The 18,618-nt window shown below is 69.5% G+C and carries 18 protein-coding genes and 1 tRNA gene; 3 read left to right on the forward strand and 16 right to left on the reverse strand.

The features are described from left to right. From MAE01_RS03150 to serS, 3 genes are all read right to left on the reverse strand, one after another. Positions 1 to 85 (reverse strand) — tRNA-Ser (locus MAE01_RS03150). Positions 86 to 128: 43 nt separating this feature from the next. Next, entirely contained in the window at positions 129 to 959 is an 831-nt protein-coding gene (locus MAE01_RS03155) for an HAD family hydrolase (RefSeq protein WP_147038096.1), read from the reverse strand. Continuing rightward, complete coding sequence (serS, locus tag MAE01_RS03160; RefSeq protein WP_147038097.1) at positions 956 to 2,272, reverse strand: serine--tRNA ligase; 1,317 nt, start codon at positions 2,270 to 2,272, stop codon at positions 956 to 958. Before serS ends, MAE01_RS03155 begins: the two co-directional genes overlap by 4 nt. Before the next feature lie 59 nt (positions 2,273 to 2,331). On the opposite strand from serS, the gene MAE01_RS03165 reads away from it, so the two are divergent. Next, positions 2,332 to 3,330, forward strand: coding sequence for a diacylglycerol/lipid kinase family protein (locus MAE01_RS03165; protein ID WP_147038098.1), 999 nt, complete (start codon positions 2,332 to 2,334; stop codon positions 3,328 to 3,330). Between the two features lie 102 nt (positions 3,331 to 3,432). Here MAE01_RS03165 and MAE01_RS03170 read toward each other — a convergent pair whose 3' ends face one another. From MAE01_RS03170 to MAE01_RS15880, 3 genes are all read right to left on the reverse strand, one after another. After that, positions 3,433 to 4,194 (reverse strand): hypothetical protein, encoded by a 762-nt coding sequence (locus tag MAE01_RS03170; RefSeq protein WP_147038099.1) that lies wholly within the window; start codon positions 4,192 to 4,194, stop codon positions 3,433 to 3,435. A gap of 20 nt (positions 4,195 to 4,214) precedes the next feature. Beyond that, positions 4,215 to 5,669: a cardiolipin synthase gene (cls, locus tag MAE01_RS03175; RefSeq protein WP_147038100.1), complete on the reverse strand. Its 1,455-nt coding sequence runs from the start codon at positions 5,667 to 5,669 to the stop codon at positions 4,215 to 4,217. Positions 5,670 to 5,742: 73 nt separating this feature from the next. Further along, the gene (locus MAE01_RS15880; protein ID WP_186806097.1) at positions 5,743 to 5,916 is read right to left on the reverse strand and encodes a hypothetical protein; all 174 of its coding nucleotides are present in this window, start codon (positions 5,914 to 5,916) and stop codon (positions 5,743 to 5,745) included. 117 nt (positions 5,917 to 6,033) lie between these two features. Here MAE01_RS15880 and MAE01_RS03180 point away from each other — a divergent pair, with 117 nt between their 5' ends. Further along, on the forward strand, positions 6,034 to 7,158 hold the full coding sequence (locus MAE01_RS03180) for a DUF4192 family protein (RefSeq protein ID WP_147038101.1): 1,125 nt from the start codon (positions 6,034 to 6,036) through the stop codon (positions 7,156 to 7,158). A gap of 1 nt (position 7,159) precedes the next feature. Here the strand turns inward: MAE01_RS03180 and lysS are convergent, their stop codons facing one another. Continuing rightward, a complete protein-coding gene (gene lysS / locus MAE01_RS03185; protein ID WP_147038102.1) occupies positions 7,160 to 8,689 on the reverse strand; it encodes a lysine--tRNA ligase in 1,530 nt (509 codons plus the stop codon). 171 nt (positions 8,690 to 8,860) lie between these two features. Between lysS and MAE01_RS03190 the strand changes: the two genes are divergently transcribed. Beyond that, positions 8,861 to 10,651, forward strand: coding sequence for a DUF2207 domain-containing protein (locus MAE01_RS03190; RefSeq protein WP_147038103.1), 1,791 nt, complete (start codon positions 8,861 to 8,863; stop codon positions 10,649 to 10,651). A 101-nt stretch (positions 10,652 to 10,752) separates the two neighbouring features. Here MAE01_RS03190 and MAE01_RS03195 read toward each other — a convergent pair whose 3' ends face one another. Genes MAE01_RS03195 through ftsH form a run of 9 tightly spaced genes read right to left on the reverse strand, consistent with a single transcriptional unit; the run spans position 10,753 to position 18,571 of the window. Continuing rightward, entirely contained in the window at positions 10,753 to 11,442 is a 690-nt protein-coding gene (locus MAE01_RS03195; protein ID WP_147038104.1) for a DUF2520 domain-containing protein, read from the reverse strand. Continuing rightward, positions 11,432 to 13,243, reverse strand: coding sequence for a PH domain-containing protein (locus tag MAE01_RS03200; RefSeq protein ID WP_229718235.1), 1,812 nt, complete (start codon positions 13,241 to 13,243; stop codon positions 11,432 to 11,434). The genes MAE01_RS03195 and MAE01_RS03200 overlap by 11 nt, the downstream gene beginning before the upstream one ends. Beyond that, positions 13,240 to 13,833 (reverse strand): PH domain-containing protein, encoded by a 594-nt coding sequence (locus tag MAE01_RS03205; RefSeq protein ID WP_371861757.1) that lies wholly within the window; start codon positions 13,831 to 13,833, stop codon positions 13,240 to 13,242. Before MAE01_RS03205 ends, MAE01_RS03200 begins: the two co-directional genes overlap by 4 nt. Then, positions 13,790 to 14,272, reverse strand: coding sequence for a DUF3180 family protein (locus tag MAE01_RS03210; RefSeq protein ID WP_147038105.1), 483 nt, complete (start codon positions 14,270 to 14,272; stop codon positions 13,790 to 13,792). Before MAE01_RS03210 ends, MAE01_RS03205 begins: the two co-directional genes overlap by 44 nt. Beyond that, complete coding sequence (gene folK / locus MAE01_RS03215; RefSeq protein WP_147038106.1) at positions 14,269 to 14,790, reverse strand: 2-amino-4-hydroxy-6-hydroxymethyldihydropteridine diphosphokinase; 522 nt, start codon at positions 14,788 to 14,790, stop codon at positions 14,269 to 14,271. The genes MAE01_RS03210 and folK overlap by 4 nt, the downstream gene beginning before the upstream one ends. Beyond that, a complete protein-coding gene (folB, locus tag MAE01_RS03220; protein ID WP_147038107.1) occupies positions 14,790 to 15,164 on the reverse strand; it encodes a dihydroneopterin aldolase in 375 nt (124 codons plus the stop codon). The genes folK and folB overlap by 1 nt, the downstream gene beginning before the upstream one ends. Position 15,165: 1 nt before the next feature. Further along, positions 15,166 to 15,972, reverse strand: coding sequence for a dihydropteroate synthase (folP, locus tag MAE01_RS03225; protein ID WP_147038108.1), 807 nt, complete (start codon positions 15,970 to 15,972; stop codon positions 15,166 to 15,168). Continuing rightward, complete coding sequence (folE, locus tag MAE01_RS03230) at positions 15,969 to 16,556, reverse strand: GTP cyclohydrolase I (RefSeq protein WP_147038109.1); 588 nt, start codon at positions 16,554 to 16,556, stop codon at positions 15,969 to 15,971. The genes folP and folE overlap by 4 nt, the downstream gene beginning before the upstream one ends. Before the next feature lie 2 nt (positions 16,557 to 16,558). Continuing rightward, positions 16,559 to 18,571: an ATP-dependent zinc metalloprotease FtsH gene (gene ftsH, locus MAE01_RS03235; protein WP_147038110.1), complete on the reverse strand. Its 2,013-nt coding sequence runs from the start codon at positions 18,569 to 18,571 to the stop codon at positions 16,559 to 16,561. Between the last annotated feature and the right edge of the window lie 47 nt (positions 18,572 to 18,618).

Raw genomic sequence — 18,618 nt, forward strand, 5'->3', positions numbered from 1 at the left:
CGGAGGGTGTGGGATTCGAACCCACGAGACATCTCTGCCCACTGGTTTTCAAGACCAGCTCCATCGGCCGCTCGGACAACCCTCCTCGGCGGACGAATCCGCCGATCAGTGGTCGAGTCTAGCCGGTTTCATTCTCGCGCCCTGACCTGGGCGAGCCCTGGATGCGGCAGCAGCGAGTCGAGGGCGTCCGCGAGGCCGCCGTCCTCGACGATCCCGGTGATCTCGCCCGCGGCATCCTTCACCTCGTCGGGCGCCTGCCCCATGGCGACCGCGCGCCCGCCGAGCCCGCGGGCCCACTCGAACATGCCGATGTCGTTGCGCCCGTCCCCCACGACGAGCGTCTTGCCGCCGTCGATGCCGAGCTCGGCGTGGACGCGCGCCAGCGCGCTGCCCTTGTCGACGCCCTGCGGTGCGATGTCGAGCCAGGCGGTCCAGCCGATGGCGTACGAGACCTCGTTGAGCCCGGTCTCGGACACGATGCGGTGGAAGTCCTCCTCATCGTGCCCGGGCGAGACCACGACGACGCGCGAGACCGGCAGCGCGCCGAGCTCGTCGATCTCCACCTGGCGTCCGCCCTCGAGCGACCAGTCGCCGACCTCGCCGGTGAACAGCCGCGTGCCATCTCCGAGCTCGACCATGTAGTGGGCCTCGGGGAGACGCTCGGTGAGCAGCTCCAGCACCTGACGGGGATCGAAGGTCTCGACGTGCCAGCGCTCCCACCCGTCCGCGACGCGGCGCATGGTGACGGCTCCGTTCGAGCAGACGACGTGGTCCGCAGCGATCTCGAGTTCCTCCACCCAGCGCTCGGTCGCCGCCCAGCTGCGACCGGTCGCGATCGTCACGACGTGACCGGCGTCGCGCACCCGTGCGACGGCCTCCGGCACGCCGGGGCTCATGGTCTCGTCCTGCAGGATGATCGTTCCGTCGACGTCGAGTCCGACGAGCCAGGGAGCGCTCACTTGGCATCCCGAGCATCGGCGGCGGCGCGCAGCGGCTCGAGCACTTCCAGCCCACCCAGGTACGGCCGCAGCACCTCCGGCACGAGCACGGACCCGTCCTCCTGCTGGTGCGTCTCGAGGATCGCGACGATCCAGCGGGTGGTGGCGAGGGTGCCGTTCAGCGTCGCGACGTGCTCGGTCTTGCCGCCGGCCTCGGCCCCTGAGCCTGTCGAAGGGCGGTGGCGGACGTCGAGGCGGCGGGCCTGGAACGTCGTGCAGTTCGACGTCGAGGTCAGCTCGCGGAACGCGTTCTGCGTCGGCACCCACGCCTCGATGTCGTACTTGCGCGCGGCGCTCGAGCCGAGGTCACCCGCGGCGACGTCGATGACGCGGTACGACAGGCCGAGAGCGGTGAGCATCTCCTCCTGCAGGGCGACCAGGCGCAGGTGCTCCGCCTCGGCATCCGCGGGGTTCGTGTAGACGAACATCTCCAGCTTGTTGAACTGGTGCACGCGGATGATGCCGCGGGTGTCCTTGCCGTACGAGCCCGCCTCACGGCGGTAGCAGGTCGACCAGCCGGCGTAGCGCAGGGCGCCGTCTGCCAGATCGACGATCTCGTCCTTGTGGTAGCCGGCGAGCGCGACCTCGCTGGTGCCGACGAGGTACAGGTCGTCGTCCTTGTCGAGGTGGTAGACCTCATCCGCGTGCTCGCCGAGGAAGCCGGTGCCCTGCATGATCTCCGGACGCACCAGCGTCGGCGTGATCATCGGGGTGAAGCCGTTCTGCAGCGCCTTGTCCAGCGCGAGGTTCATCAGCGCGATCTCGAGTCGCGCGCCGATCCCCTTCAGGAAGTAGAAGCGCGACCCGGACACCTTCGCGCCGCGGTCCATGTCGATCGCACCGAGCAGCTCGCCGAGCTCGAGATGATCGCGCGGCTCGAAACCGAACACGGGCGTCTCTCCGACGCGGCGCAGCTCGACGAAGTCGGCCTCGCCGCCGGCGGGGACGCCGTCGATCACGACGTTCTCGATGCGTGCGAGAGCGGATGCCGCGGCATCCGCCGCCTGGTTCGAATCCTGCTGAGCCTGCTTCACGCGGTCGGCGAGTTCCTTGGCCTGGGCGACGAGCGCGGCCTTCTCCTCCTTGGGAGCCTTCGCGACCTGCTTGCCGAAGGCGTTCTGCTCGGCACGCAGATCCTCGAAGGCAGTGAGCGCCGCGCGACGCGATCGATCCGCCTCGATCGCTGCGTCGACGGTGGCGCCATCGTGGCCGCGCGCGATCTGCGAGCGGCGGACGATCTCAGGCTGGTCGCGGAGAAGTGCGAGGTCGATCATTCCTAAAGTCTAGCCAGGGTGGCATCCCGCATCCGGATGCTGGTCGTAGAGTGATCGCCATGACGAAGAGCACGGCACTGCACCGCCAGGCGGCCCTCGTCTACAACCCGATCAAAGTCGACGAGAAGCGGCTGCGCACCGCCCTGCGCCACCATTCTCGAGAGGCCGAGTGGGCCGCTCCCCTCTTCTATCCGACCACGATCGAGGATGCCGGGCAGCAGGCGACCCGCGATGCGATCGCCGAAGGGGCCGAGGTCGTGCTCGTGGCCGGCGGCGACGGCACAGTGCGCGCGGTCGCCGAGGCGATGGCGGGCACCGACGTGCCGCTGGCGATCGTCCCCAGCGGCACGGGCAACCTACTCGCCCGCAACCTCGGTCTTCCGCTGCTCGACCCGGACAAGATGATCCGCGCCGCTCTCGGTGATTTCCGGCATCCGATCGACATCGGGTGGGCGGAGCTCACCCGCGAGGACGGCGAATCGAGCGAGCACGCCTTCGTCGTGCTCGCGGGCATGGGGCTGGATGCCGACATGATCGCGAACACCCGGCCCGATCTGAAGAAGTCCGTCGGCTGGGTCGCGTACGTGGACGGCGCGGCACGTTCGCTGCCCAGCGCCAAGCCGTTCCGCATCGTCTATCAGGTCGACGATTCGCGGCTGCACTCGACCAAGGTGCACAGCGTGCTGTTCGCCAACTGCGGCACGCTCCCCGCCGGCATCGCCCTCATCCCGTCCGCGTCGATCTCAGACGGCGTCATGGACATGGCGATCATCCAGCCCTCCGGCCCGCTCGGATGGCTGGGAGTGTGGCGCAAGATCTGGTGGGACAACTCGGTGCTGCGCCGGTTCCGCACCGGGCGACTGGTGCTGCAGCGGCGCGGCAGAGACGCCTCTGTGCGCTATCTGCGCGGGCAGTCCGCCGAGGTCGGGCCGATCGCGCCGACGGCGATCGAACTGGACGGCGACGAGTTCGGCCTGGCCGTGCGCATCCGCTGCCGGGTCGCACCGGATGCCCTCCTGCTCGCGCTGCCGGAGGGGCACCCGGTCGAGGGGCTCTGAACGGCTGACGCGGTCGAGCGCGCGTCGAAAGGGCATTCCGGCACGGTTACGAGCGCTCGCACCGTGCTGCATTGCCCTTTCGGTGCCGCGCCTGCCGCGATCTCAGCCGCGGAGGACGTTCACCGTTCCGTCGAGGTTGTCGCCGACCAGCGTCAGCGTGAACTCGTCGTCATCGTCGACGTCGCCGCTCAGACCGATGACGGTGGCGCGCGGTGCCATGTCCATCGTGCACATGCGGTCTTCGGTCTTGAACGTGACCGTCGCGCCGCCCGCCTGCTCCTCGACGCCCTCGACGATCGGCGGACAGCTGGAGGAACCCCAGGTGAGCAGCACGATGCCCTCGTCGTCGAACCAGCCGGCGCTGGGCGTGTACTCGGTCTGCTCGCCCGGCCCGCCGGTGAGCGCAGGGTTCCCGTCGAGCTCGGCGTCGTCGGTCATGTCGCCGAGGGTGACTGTGAACTCCACGTCCTTGGTGGGGTCGACGCCCTCGGGGAGCGCCCCGATGCTCGCCCGGGCGACGAGGTCGGCCGTGCAGGCCTGCTCAGTATCGCCCCCGTCGCCGCCCTCGGCATCGCCGCTCGCCGCCTCGGTCAGGGTCACGGTGACCGTCTGCCCGTCGGCTGTGACGTCTTCGACCATCGGGATGCAGGTGGATGAGCCCCAGCTCACGATGGCGAACATGCGCCCGTCGTCGAGCCAGGCCGCTTCGAAGTCGTCGCCGGAGGCCGGCGCCGGCGCGCTATTCGAGTCGTCGGGATCCGCGCTGCTCGCGGGCTGCTGCCCGCCGGATGCGCACCCCACGACGAGCAGGGCCGCACCGAGCAGTGCGGACGCGGAGAGAGCCAGACGCGATGCCGTGTTCATGGCTTCAGGGTACTCCGCCGCTACTGCAGCGCGGAGGTGAGCCTGGCGAGGTTGTCGAGCACGGTCGACCGCAGCGGCTGCTGCATCCATTCCTCGAGGGTGAGCTCCCGGCTCAGCGCCCGGTACTGGTCCTCGACCGCACGCACCTCGGCGACGAATTCCTCGCCGCGCACCAGCATCGACACCTCGAGGTTGAGACCGAACGATCGCATGTCCATGTTGCTCGACCCGATCACCGCGACCTCGTCGTCGATCGTGAGGCTCTTGGTGTGTAAGATGAAGGGCCTGCGGTACATCCAGATCCGGACGCCCGCACGCAACAGCGCCTCGTAGTAGCTGCGCTGCGCGTGGTAGACGACGGCCTGGTCGCCCTCCTCCGATACGAAAAGCTCGACCTGCACGCCGCGATCGCAGGCCGAGCTCACCGCGAGCAGCAGCGCCTCGTCCGGCACGAAGTACGGGCTGACGATCATGATCTTCTGCTGAGCGCCGTAGAGCAGCGCGAGGAACAGGCGCAGATTGTTCTCGACCTCGTATCCGGGGCCGGACGGCACGATCTGGCAGTCCAGGTCGCCGGTGCCCATCTCGGGATGGGTGATGTCGATCTCGCTGAGGATCTCGTCGGTCTCGCTGTACCAGTCACTGAGGAAGATGGCGTTCAGGCTCAGCACGATCGGCCCGTCGACGCGCACCATGAGGTCGACCCAGTGCAATCCTCGCTTGATGTTCTTGGGCAGGTTGTACGTCGAGTCGGTGACGTTCTGCGAGCCGAGGTATCCCACGACCCCGTCGACCACGAGGAGCTTGCGGTGATTGCGCAGATCGGGGCGCTGCATCCGCCCCTTGAGCGGCTGCATCGGCAGAAGCAGGTGCCAGTCCGCGCCCATCGCGTCGAGTCGCTTCACCGTCGCGCGGTATCGCGGCTTCCAGCGGTTCGCCCAGTGATCCAGGAGCACGCGCACCGGCACCCCGCGGGCCGCGGTCTCTTCCATCGCGCGGAAGAAGTTGTCGGTCGAGTCATCCGACTGCAGGATGTAGAACTCGACGTGCACGTACTCCTTCGCCGCGCGGATCGCCTCGGCCATGGCATCCAGCGACTCCTGATAGTCGCTGATCAGGTGCGCGCCGTTGTCCCCCGAGATCGGCAGCGCGCCGAGGTGCTGGTTCATCGCGACCACGGACCGCAGCCATGCCGGGGCGTTCGGACGCAGTGTGCCGAAGTGCAGCTGATCGCTCGTCTCGGCGATGTACTGATTGATCTGCTCCTGCTTGCGCCGCCGCGCCCGCGGGAGGCGCGGATTGCCGATGAGCAGGAAGAGCAGGACTCCGACGTAGGGGATGAAGAACACAGCAAGGAGCCACGCCATCGCCGACGTGGGACGCCGGTTGCGCGGGATGACGATGATCGCCGTGATGCGAACCGCGAGATCGACGATGAGGGCGAAGATCAGCACCCACAACGGCCACCGCTCCACGCTTCACCCCCGGCGTCGTCAGGCGCCGATCCGGCGCGTCACCTCAGCGTAGCCGGTGCCGCAGACGCAGCCGTCAGGCGCGGGGAGGCAGACCGCGCGCCGCGCGCTCTTCGGCCTCGATCTTCGCGTGGACCTTGCGCTCCGTGCGGTCGAAGCGGATGATCCCGCGCAGCACGAAGAAGAAGACGACGCTCACTCCCAGGGTCGGCAGGATCGACCACGCCACCGCCAGCCAGAAGTTGTCCATACCTCCATGGTACGCGGTCATCCTGCGACGCAGCCCACTCGTCCTGCACAACGAGGGATGCGGGCGCGGGCCTGTGAGTGCGGGTTCTCGGGGTGCGCGCTCGGCCACACTCACGGCATGAGCACAGTCCTGAAAGCGACCGATTCCGCCGACTTCCTCGGCCTCGTCCCGGCCTTGGCCGGTTTCACACCGCGGCAGAGCATCGTGCTGCTGCCTTTCCAGCGATCGCGCGCGCACGGCGCGATGCGCATCGATCTCCCCCACGACGATGCCGACATCGACGAGTACGTGGACACCGCGATCGGATTGCTCTCCCGCGTCAGCGGGACGGATGCCGTCGCCCTGGTCGTCTACACGGACGAGCTGCCGCAGCACACCCGCGACGGCATGATCCTGCCCGAGACCGTCGTCGTCGAGGACCTGCTGTCGCTCGCGGTCGAGTCGGGGCTGCGCATCGTCGACGCCCTGTGCGTGATGCCGTGCGGCTGGTCGGGCTACATCGAGGACGAGCCCGAGCTGCATCCGCTCGACGAGATCCCCGAGACGCCGGCGCTCCCCGGCATCGCCGACGTCTCGGGCGACCAGGATGCCGGCGCCGATCTGCCTTCCGTCGACCTCGCGGAGAAGGAGCGCGTGGGGCGGGCCCTCCGCGACCTGTCGGACGTGCTCGCGCACGAAGGATCGCCTCATGATGTCCGCGAGAACCCGCAGGCGCTGGCCGCGACGCTGCTGCTCGACGATCTTCCGCTGTTCTTCGAGACGGCGCTGGAGCGTCCGGAGAACCTGCCGCCGTTCGTGTCCGCCGCCCTGCTGTGGTGCCTCGACCGCCCGACGTTCCGGGATGCTGCCCTGCTTCAGTGGGCGACGGATCTGCCCACCGGCATCCGAGTCCTCGACGCGCAGCTCGCCTTCACGCACGACGGCGCGACCGTGCCGTCGGAGCTGGGGCGGCTGTTCATCGGCCAGGGCGATGCACCGGATCCCGACCGGCTGCGCGTAGCCCTCTCCCTGGTGCGCAACGTCGCGGCCCGCGCTCCGCGCGCGGCCCGCACCGCTCCGTTGACGGCCGCCGCATGGCTGTCATGGGCGCTCGGGCGGTCGACCCATGCGGGCCGCTACCTGGCGGCGGCCGGTGAGATCGATTCCGGCTATCCGCTGGCGCGGTTGCTGAGCAGCCTGATCGACGCCGCCGTGCTTCCCGAGTGGACGTTCCGCCGCGGCAGCGGCCTGGATGCGGGCTGAGCTACTTGACCAAGGGGAAGAGGATCGTCTCGCGGATGCCCAGCCCGGTGATGGCCATCAGCAGCCGGTCGATGCCCATGCCCATGCCACCGGATGGCGGCATGCCGTGCTCGAGCGCCCGCAGGAACTCCTCGTCGACGCGCATCGCCTCGACATCGCCGCGGGCGGCGAGCTTGGCCTGCTCGACGAAGCGCTCGCGCTGGATGACCGGGTCGACCAGCTCGGAGTATCCGGTCGCGAGTTCGAAGCCGCGCACGTACAGGTCCCACTTCTCGACGACGCCGGGGATCGAGCGGTGCTCGCGCACCAGCGGCGAGGTGTCGACGGGGAAGTCCATCACGAAGGTCGGGCGCGACAGACCGGGCTTGACGAAGTGCTCCCAGAGTTCTTCGATGAGCTTGCCGTGGATCGCGTGCGGCGGCACATCGACGCCGTTCGCCTCCGCGAACGCGACGAGCTCTTCTACGGAGTCGTCGACGGTGAAGGTGCGCCCCGCCGCCTGCGACAGCGACTCGTACATCGAGACGCGATCCCACTCGCCGCCGAGATCGTATTCGGTGCCGTCAGCCCAGGTGACCGTCGTGGAACCGGTGACGGCGACCGCGGCCTGCTGCACGAGCTCCTGCGTGAGCTCTGCCATCTGGTTGTAGTCGCCGTACGCCTGGTAGGCCTCGAGCATCGCGAACTCGGGGCTGTGCGTGGAGTCGGCTCCCTCATTGCGGAAGTTGCGGTTGATCTCGAAGACCCGCTCGATGCCGCCGACGACGGCACGCTTGAGATACAGCTCAGGCGCGATGCGCAAGTACAGCTCGGTGTCGAAGGCGTTCGAATGCGTGATGAACGGGCGAGCGGATGCCCCGCCGTGCTGCACCTGCAGCATCGGGGTCTCCACCTCGAGGTAATCGTGCGAGCCGAACGTGGCACGCAGGCTCGCGTTGACGGCGGCGCGGGCGCGCACCGTGTTCCGGGCCTGCTCGCGGACGATCAGGTCGAGGTAGCGGCTGCGGACGCGGCTCTCCTCGCTCAGGTCGGCGTAGGCGTTGGGCAGCGGCAGGATCGCCTTGGACGCGATGGCCCAGTCGTCGGCCATGATCGACAGCTCGCCGCGGCGGCTGGAGATGACCTGTCCGTGCACGAAGACGTGGTCGCCGAGGTCGACGAACTCCTTCCAGCGCGCGAGCGACTCCTCGCCCACCTCGGCGAGCGAGATCATCGCCTGGATGCGCGAGCCGTCACCGGACTGCAGCGTGGCGAAGCAGAGCTTGCCGGTGTTGCGGCTGAATACGACGCGGCCTGCGATGCCGACGACGACGCCGGTCTCCGCGCCCGCTTCGAGGTCGTCGTACTCGGCGCGCAGCGCCGGGATCTGGTGGGTCACCGGCACGCCGACCGGGAATGCGCCGCCCGCGGCATCCGTGCGCTGTTCGATGAGGCGCTCGCGCTTGGCGAGGCGGACGGCCTTCTGCTCGTGGACGTCTTCGCCTTCGGCGTCGTCTGAGATGGAAACGGGCGCGTCAGGCGCGGTGGTCATATCGGCTCCTCGGAAGTCGCCTTCGAGTTTACCGGGCCGGGCTGAGCGCCTCCCGTTCGGGTCGTTGCGCCCGCCAGTTGCGGGGCTGCACTTTCGGGTCGTTGAGCGGAGTCGCGCAGCGACGAAGTCGAAGCCGAACCTTCCGGCGAGCTCCGCGACTACCCTCGAACCATGCGACTGCGCTCCCTGATCCTCGTGACCGCCGCAGCAGCTGCACTGTTCGCCGGAGCCGCCGTCCCGGGATCCGCGGCGGCAGACGTCGACGACTTCGATTTCTCGTCGTGGGACGCGACGTTCGACGTCGGAATCGACGACGAGGGGCGCGCCACGCTGCACGTCGTGGAGACGCGCGTCGCCGAGTTCCCCGAGTCGGATCAGAACCGCGGCATCGTCGCCGGGTTCCCCGAGCGCTACCAGGGCGCGAGCCTCGAGACCACGATCATTTCCGTGCGAGACGAGAGCGGTGACGACGTCCCGTTCGAGACCGAGGATGACGACGGCGTACTGTACGTGCTCACCGGGAACGACGACTTCGTGCACGGCCCGACGACCTATGTCATCGAGTACGAGATGCGCGACGTCATTCTCGCGGCGTCGGGCACCGAGGTGGACGAGTTCTACTGGGATCTGCTCCCCCTCGACAGCACGCAGGACATCGGGTCGTTCCACGCCGAGGTCCGGTTCGACGACGGGCTCGCACCGCACCTGACGGGCGACGCGGCCTGCTACCAGGGCGGCCAGGGTTCGACGGACACCTGCGTCCTCTCCTCAACCGGCAACGTGTTCGCCGTCTCCGCCACGGATTTGAACGCAGGCGAGGGTGTGACCGTGGCGATCGCGCTTGAGCCCGGCACCGTGACCCAGCCGGCGGCGCGCCTGCCCAACCCGACGACCGACGTGCTGCCCTACGCCGTCGGCGGCGGCGTAGCGCTGCTGTCGGCCGGAGGCTGGTTCGCGACGAGCCTGATGATCCGTCGACGCCGTCGCGGCACAGGGATCGTAGTCGCGCAGTACGACGTACCCGACGCCATGCCGCCCCTGCTCGCGAGCGCCCTCATCCCCGGATCGAAGAATCCGCTCACCGCACAGATCATCCATCTCGCCGTGCGCGGGATGCTGCGCCTGGAGGACATCCCGGAAGAGGGCGAGAAGAAGCGCCGACCGCGCCTGCGCCGGCTGGACGCGCCGATCCCCGACCCGATCGACCAGCGCGCGCTCAGGGCCCTGTTCGGCAGCGACGAGCTCGGCGTTGTGATGAAGATGCCGAAGAACAGCAAGTCGTTCGCCGGCCGCGTCCAGAAGCTGCTGAAGTCCGCACCGCGCGAGGCCGCGCAGCGCGGTTTCACGACCAAGGCGCGCAGCACGGTGGCGCGCATCATCCAGGCGGTCGCGCTGCTCGCGTTTGCGGTCATGGTCGCCCTGCTCGTGTCGAGCATCGTGATGGACCGCGACTCCGCCGGCCCACTGTTCTTCGCGACCCTGCTGTGCGGTGTGCTGGTTCTGATCTCGAGCGTCATGGCGTTCTCGAAGCACACCGTTCTCACGCGCGACGGCGCTCTGCAGCTGGAGTACCTCGAGGGCGTGCGGGAGTTCATCCGCGTCGCCGAGGAGGATCGACTGCGGATGCTGCAGTCCTACACCGGTGCCGAGCGGCGCAGCGACGGCGGCGTCGACGTCATCCACGTGTACGAGCGGCTGCTGCCCTACGCGATCCTGTTCGGGCAGGAGCGCGAGTGGGGAACGGTGCTCGAGCACGCGTACGGGCAGGCGCACCAGGAGCCAGGGTGGATCGATGGCACGGGCTACGGGATCGCTCTGCGCGTCGCGCTTCTGTCGTCGGCGACCCGCACGTCGTCGACGTACTCCTCGCCGAGCAGCGGCAGCTCTTCAGGCTTCGGCGGCTCAGCCGGCGGCGGGTTCTCGGGCGGCGGTGGCGGCGGCGGGTTCTCCGGCGGCCGCTGAGCAGGCTTCTGCCGAGCCCGTCTTGGGTCGCGCAGCATCCGAAAACACGCAAACCGCCCTTGCCCGCATCGCGGAAGGGCGGTTTCTGCGTTCTCGACGCGTCAGAGGACGGGCGGGTCGGATGCCTCGCGCAGCGCGGTCTCGACGGTGGACTGCACGAGCGCCGACAGGTAGCCGCCCGGGTTCTCGATGCCGATCCCGCGCAGGAGCGACGTCGACTGCCCGATGATCGCGCGCGAGAACTCGGATGCCGTGGCGATCGCCTCGGCGTATGCCGCGCGGTCCTCCTCGCCGATGACGACCGGTTCGCAGCCGAGCTCGACGGCGAGCGCCTGCGCGATCGGCAGCACCGGCGCGGGAGCGGTGACGGCGGCGAACCCGGCCTGCAGCTGCCGGAGGTCGATCGACGTGCCGGTGAAGGAGATCGCGGGGTGCACGGCGAGCGGGATCGCGCCCGCCCGCTGCGCAGGCTCCAGCACCGCGATGCCGTAGGCCGGGTCGGTGTGCAGCACGAGCTGACCCGGCTGCCAGGCGCCGAGCTCGGCGAGACCGCTCACCAGTCCTGGCAGCTCACCATGCGGCACGGCCAGGATCACCAGCTCGCTGCGGCGCAGCACCTCCTGCGCATCCAGCACCGGAACACCGGGGAGGATTCCGGCCACACGGTCATCGTCCGATCCGCTCGTCACACCGGTGATCGCATGGCCCGCTCCGCCGAGGGCTGCGCCGATGACCGGTCCGACGCGGCCGGCGCCGACGATGCCGACGCCGAGACGGCCGTCACGACTCACGCGGCTCCTCAGTCTGGACGGGCGCCTCGGCCTGGACGGGCTCCACGGCCTGGACAGGCTCCTCGGCCTGGACCGGCGCCTCGCTCTCGGCACCGGCATCCACCTCGGCATCCATCGCCCACCGGTGTCCGAGATCGCGCTGCACGGCGACCGACGCGCGATGCGCGATGTCGTTCACCGTCGCGTTGACCTCTGCGCTGTCGATGCCGACGACCTCACCCAGCACAGGGCCCGTGACGCTGTGCGCCTTCAGATACCCGACGCGCTGTAGGCGGTCGATCGGCCCCTGCTGAGCGGAGATGCCCTGCAGCCGCACGAGCGGGAAGATCGCGAGCTTGCGCCACAGCACGCCGCGGCGCAGCAGCATCCCGAAATCGGTGACGGCGAAGCCGTGCCGCTTCCAGGAGAAGGGCCGGCGCCACCAGGCGCGCCTGGCCATCTTCAGGTACGGGTCGTCCTGCTTCTGCGGACCTTGGATGCCGTGCTCCCACACCAGCGGCCGATCGGCTTCCGGCAGGTCGGGCAGGATCAGCCCGAGCACCCGCTGCACGTCGGCGGCGACGCCGACCGGCAGCACGATGTTGAACTGCTGCGCGGTGCTGGACTGCTGCTGCGCGAGGCTCTTGCCGCTCATGCGGTTGATCTTGATCGCCCACCACCCGAAGGGGCGCCACAGCATCGACTGCGTGACCTCGACGGCGAAGATGCGCCCCGGCGGGATGGTCTCGGTGATCGTCGTGAACAGTCCGTAGGTGATGCGCACGCCGTCCGGCGTCGGTGCGATCGAGTAGCGCAGCGACTTCGAGATCTGCGCCCAGGTGATCGCCACGGCGGCGATGATGAACGGGATGCCGAGGCCGAGCGCGATGCCGAGGATCCCGAATCCGGCATCCGGGCCGCCCTCGGCGAGGATCGCCGGTACCGCGAACGCCATCGTGATGCCGAACAGCACCAGGAAGAACACCAGCCACAGCAGTCCTGCCAGCAGCTGCGACCCGACGAGGCGCCCGGTGGGGATCTTGACCACGCTCTCGGGGGCGACGTCTGCGAGGTCGACGCCTTCGATCAGGCCGCTGACGCCGGTGTTCATCGAGCCGACGAGCTGGGAGCGGCGGGTGCCTGCCGGAGCGGTTTGTGCTCCTCCCGCCCGGGCGGCACGGGCAGCGCGAGCACCGGATGCCAGCCGCAGGATGTCCGCGCGCACGCTCTCGGCCTTGGGCGTCGACAGGTACTCCAGCGGGACGTTCGCGTCGGTTCCTGCGCCGACGACCTCGAGCTTGGCCATGCCGATCAGGCGCGCGGGGAAGGGCCTCGTGAGGTTCACGCCCTGCACGCGGTCCAGGGGCGCACGCCGCTGCGACCGGAAGACGATGCCCTTGCGCACCTCGACGTGCTCCTCCGAGATGCGGAACTGCTGGAACCGCCACACCATCCAGAACGCCGCGATGAGCACGACCAGCACGCCGAGCACGATGAGCAGTGCGATCAGGATGAAGTTGTTCGACAGCACCCAGTCGACCGGGTCTCCGGCCGAGTAGTCCTCGACGTGCGCCTGCGGCGCGAAGGCGTTGACCATCCAGTAGATGATGCGATCGCGGAAGCTGTTCAGCACGATGCCGGCCACGATGATCAGCACCAGTCCGCCCTTGAACAGCGGCGTCAGCGGATGCAGGCGGTGCCACTCGCCATCCGCGAGCGAGTCGACGTCGGCGGGCGGCTCCGGGACGGGCGGGAGCGGTGGCAGCGGCGGCTGCGCGGGTGCCTGCCCGGCGAACTGCTCCGGCTGCTCGGGGGTACTCACAGGCCCGTCCGGCGCGTCTCGGCGACGTCGATGAGCGTGTCGCGCAGCGACTCGGCCGCGGCCTGGGTGAGTCCAGGGATCTGCACGCCGGTGGTCGCGGCTGCCGTGACCATCTTCAGCTGCGCCACGCCGAACGCACGATCGAGCGGTCCGTGCGTGATGTCGACGAGCTGCATCCTGCCGTAGGGCACGGCGATGATGCGCTGCCAGAGGATGCCCTTGCGGAACACGATGTCGTCCTCGCGCAGCATGTAGCCGATCGCCTTCGCCTGCCGGGGAAGGATGATCAGTGTGATCAGCTCGATCAGGATCAGCACGCCGGCCGGGATCCACACCCACGTCTGGTGGAAGGCGATACCGACGACGAGGGCCGCCGCCAGGATGAGTGCCAGGAAGATGCCGTTCTGCACGAACTGCGAGGTGACGTAGCGCGGCGAGATCTGGTGCCATCGGCCGTCGATTGCGAGGCGGCCGGCGCCGCGCGGCTCCCGCAGCTGCTCGTACGTGCCCTCGTCGAGCACCGGGGCAGCAGCGGGCTGCGGCCGATCAGCTCCCGTCGGCTCCGGCGGGGTCATCTGGCTGTCGGTCATCAGGATCCTTCGGCAGGGTGCAGAACTGTTCGGCGACGAGGGCTGCGACCACGAGCGCGAGCGAACTCACCACGAGCGCCGCCATCGCCACAATCGACCCTACCTGGGGTGCGACGGGACGCGACAGGAGGAACGCCAGCAGCCCCGATCCGAATCCGGCCATGATCGCGCCGAGCAGGCTGGATGCGCGTGCCAGCGTCGCGACGCGCATCGCACGGAACGGGTCGATCCGCGTGCGCGACCGGCCGCGCACGCTGCGCCGCACGGGCCACGCCAGGGTGATGACGGATGCCGCGAGCAGCAGCAGGAGCACGGGCAGGAACCCCGACGGGGAGAAGGTCGCCCGCCCTCCTGCGGTGAGGAGGTGGTCGACGAGATAGCCGACGCCCCCTCCTGCCAGGGCCAGGAGGATGAGGACCAGCGGCGAGGTGCGCTTCATCGGCGCAGGGCCGCGATCAGGTCGGCGACGCGGCCGCGGCCGGGGATCTCGGCATCCGGATCCACGCTCAGCCACGGCTCGAGGACGAACAGCCGCTCGGCCGCGCGGGGGTGCGGGAGCAGCACATGCGGGTCATCCGACTGCAGCGCACCATAGGCGATGAGGTCGAGGTCGAGCGTGCGGTCGCCCCAGCGCTCGCGGCGCTCGCGGCCGTGCTCCTCCTCGATGGCGTGCAGCAGGCCGAGCAGCACCTGGGGTGCGAGCCTGGTGCTCACCAGCGCCACGGCGTTCACGTAACCAGGGGCATCGGGATCCGGACCGTCCAGGCGCACCGCGACCGTCTCGTGCAAGTCGGACAGGCGCAGGTCGTCGACGAGGGGCAGCCTGCCGATGCGCGCGGCCGCCTGCCGGATGGTCTCCGCACGATCCCCGAGGTTCGCGCCGAAGGCGATGACGGCCTCGACCGCATCGCGGCCGGGTCGCGGATCGGGCGCCGGCATCGGCGGCATCCGCACCATCAGGGCTCCTCGGTACGTGCGCGGCGGAGCGTGACGGCCACGTCCGTGAAGGTCAGCGGGATCGGCGCGTGCGGCTTGTGGACGGTGACCTCGACGGCGCGCACCCTGCGGTCGTCGAGTGCGACGTCGGCGATGCGCTGCGCGAGCGTCTCGATGAGGTTCACCGGTTCGCCGGCGACGACAGCGGCGACACTCTCGGCGAGTTCGCCGTAGTGCACCGTGTCGGCCACGTCGTCGGATGCCGCGGCATCCGCTAGCGAGAGCTCGAGGCGCAGGTCGATCGTGAACTCCTGCCCATTCTCGCGTTCGTGTGCGAATACGCCGTGCCGCCCGAACACGGTCAGGCCGGTGAGGCGGATCTCGTCGCTCGTCATCTCAGCCCTCCCACGCGTGGGCGATCGCCAGGGCGTCGCGGGTCGCCGCGACGTCGTGCACGCGCACCGCCCACACGTCGTGGCGGACGGCGAGGGCGCTCGTGACGGCGGTGGCGAGGTCGCGGCGCTGTTCGGAGATGTCGTCGGTGCCGGCCTCCGAGGGCAGCGTGTCCGCCAGGAAGCGCTTGCGCGAGGTGCCGATGAGCACCCGGTGACCGAGGGCGGTGATGTCGTCGAGTCCGCGCAGCACATCCCAGTTCTGGTCGCCGGTCTTCGCGAACCCGATACCGGGGTCGAGGATGATGCGCGAGGGGGCGATGCCGGCGGCCGCGGCCTCGCCGACGCGTTCGCGCAGCTCGCCGGCGACCTCCCGCGCTGCCCGCCGGTACTCGGCGCGCGCGTACATGTCGGTCGACGGACCCCGCCAGTGGCCGATGGCGAAGTCGGCGCCGGACTCCGCGACCGCCGCGAGCATGTCGGGGTCGGCGAGACCTCCCGAGACGTCGTTGACGATGCGGGCGCCGGCGCGGACGGCCGCGGCTGCCGTGGACGCGTTCAGCGTGTCGATGCTCAGCGGGATGCCGCGTGCGGAGAGCTCCTGGATCACCGGGAGCACCCGCTGCTCCTCGACTGCCGGATCGACGCGCTCGGAGCCGGGACGCGTGGACTCGCCGCCGATGTCGAGCACGGTGGCACCGGCATCCCGCAGCGCGAGCCCGTGCGCGATCGCGCGCTCAGGGTCGATGTACCGGCCGCCGTCGCTGAAGGAGTCGGTGGTGACGTTGACGATTCCCCAGATGCCGGTCATGCGCCCGCTCCTATGAGCACGACGATCTCCGCCCGCGCTGCAGCATCCGTGTACTCGCCGCGTGCCGCGATCGTGAGCGTCGAGGCATCCGTCTGGCGTCCGCCTCGCATCGTGACGCAGCCGTGCACGGCATCCAGGACGACGAGCACCCCACGCGTATCGAGGTGCTCGGCGATCGTGTCGGCGATCTGCTCGCCGAGACGCTCCTGCACCTGCGGCCGGGCGGCGATCGTCTCGACGACGCGGACCAGTGCGCCGAGGCCGACGACCTGCTCGCCAGGAAGGTAGGCGATGTGCGCGTGGCCGGCGAAGGGCAGCAGATGGTGTTCGCACACGGAGCGGAAGCGGATGTCGCGCAGCAGCACGGCACCGGACGGCAGAGTCTCGGGCGCGGGGCCGCGGGACACGCTGATCGTGCGGGCGAGCGGGGCCGCGGCATCCTGGCCGACGCCGGAGAAGAACTCCTCGTACAGCTCGGCGACGCGCGCCGGCGTCTGCTTGAGGCCCGGTCGGTCGGGGTCCTCACCGATCGCCTCGAGCAGCTCGCGTGTCAGCCGCTCGACCCGTTCCCGGTCGACGGCCACGGTCAGGCCGTCGCCGGGCGCGCCTGCCCAGATGCCGGAGCGCTGCCGGTGGCGCGGGTCGCCGTGGCGTCCGCCGAGCCGTCGACGGATGCTGCGGCATCGGCGGGAACCACGCGGGTGGGCATCTCGATCGGCGGGCGATCGGAGACCGGACGGTCGTCGCTCGAGAGCCACAGCGGGCGCTCGGGGAGCTTGCGGACGTCCTTGAAGATCTCGGCGATCTGATTGTGGTCGAGGGTCTCCTCCTCGAGCAGCGCGAGGGCCAGGCGGTCGAGGATGTCGCGGTTGTCGCTGATCACCTGGTACGCCTCGTCGTGCGCCTGCTCGATCAGGGTGCGCACCTGGACGTCGACGCGCTCGGCGACCGACTCGGAGTACTCGCGCCCGCGGCCCATGTCGCGGCCCGCGAACGGCTCGCCGCCCTCGGAGCCGAGCTTCACCGGACCGAGGTCGGTGGTCATGCCGTACTCGATGACCATCTTGCGGGCGATGCTGGTGGCCTTCTCGATGTCGTTCGACGCGCCGGTGGTGGGGTCGTGGAAGACGAGCTCCTCGGCGACGCGTCCGCCCATGGCGTAGGTGAGCTGATCCTGCAGCTCGTTGCGGGTGACGGAGTACTTGTCGTCGACGGGCATGACCATCGTGTACCCGAGCGCCTTGCCGCGCGGCAGGATCGTGATCTTGGTCACGGGGTCGGTGTAGTTCATCGCCGCCGCAGCGAGCGCGTGACCGCCCTCGTGGTACGCCGTGATGAGCTTCTCGCGGTCCTTCATCACGCGGGTGCGGCGCTGCGGGCCGGCGATCACGCGGTCGATGGCCTCGTCGAGCGCCCGGTTGTCGACCAGCTGCGCGTTCGAGCGGGCCGTGAGGAGGGCTGCTTCGTTGAGGACGTTCGCCAGATCCGCACCGGTGAAACCAGGCGTCTTGCGGGCGACGACCTCGAGGTCGACGCTCTTCGCAAGCGGCTTGCCCTTGGCGTGCACCTGGAGGATGTGCAGGCGGCCCTTCATGTCCGGCGCATCCACGCCGATCTGACGGTCGAAGCGGCCGGGGCGCAGCAGGGCGGGGTCGAGGATGTCGGGGCGGTTCGTCGCCGCGATCACGATGACGTTCGCGTTCGGGTCGAAGCCATCCATCTCGACGAGCATCTGGTTCAGCGTCTGCTCGCGCTCGTCGTTGCCGCCGCCCATGCCGGCGCCGCGGTGACGGCCGACGGCGTCGATCTCGTCGATGAAGATGATGGCGGGGGCGTTCTCCTTGGCCTGGTTGAACAGGTCGCGAACGCGGGATGCTCCGACACCGACGAACATCTCGACGAAGTCCGATCCGGAGATCGAGTAGAACGGGGCACCGGCCTCGCCGGCGACGGCGCGGGCGAGGAGGGTCTTACCGGTTCCGGGAGGGCCGTAGAGCAGCACGCCCTTCGGGATGCGGGCGCCGATGGCCTGGAACTTCGCGGGGTCCTGGAGGAACTCCTTGATCTCCTCGAGCTCCTCGATGGCCTCGTCGGCGCCGGCGACGTCGGCGAACGTGACGGTCGGCGTCTCCTTGCTGACGAGCTTGGCCTTGGACTTGCCGAACTGCATGACCTTGCCGCCGCCGCCCTGCATGGACGACAGGAGCCACCAGAAAAGCAGGCCGAGAAGCACCAGCGGGAGCAGCAGCGAGAGGAAGCCGTCGAACCAGGTGGCACGGGGAACGACGTCGTTGAAGCCGTCCTTCGGCTCGGCGGAGCTGATGGCCGAGACGACCTCGTCCGCACGCGCCTCGACGTAGTAGAACTGCACCTGCGTGGAGTCCTCGAACGCCTTCGAGAGAGTCATGTCGACGCGCTGATCACCATCGGTCGTGGTTACCTCGGTGACGGTCTCCCCCGCGAGCAGGTCGAGGCCCTGCTGCGTCGTGATCGTCTTCGGAGCGCCCAGGTTCGAGATCAGCAGGAACCCGCCGAACAGCAGCACACCGATCAGCACCACGTAGAGCAGTGGGTTGCGGGTGATCTTCTTCACGTCCATGATCCGTTCAGCGTATCGCGCACGTCCTTGGGCCCCGCTGTGATTCG

The organism is Microbacterium aerolatum (assembly GCF_007988825.1).
Classification (GTDB): domain Bacteria; phylum Actinomycetota; class Actinomycetes; order Actinomycetales; family Microbacteriaceae; genus Microbacterium; species Microbacterium aerolatum.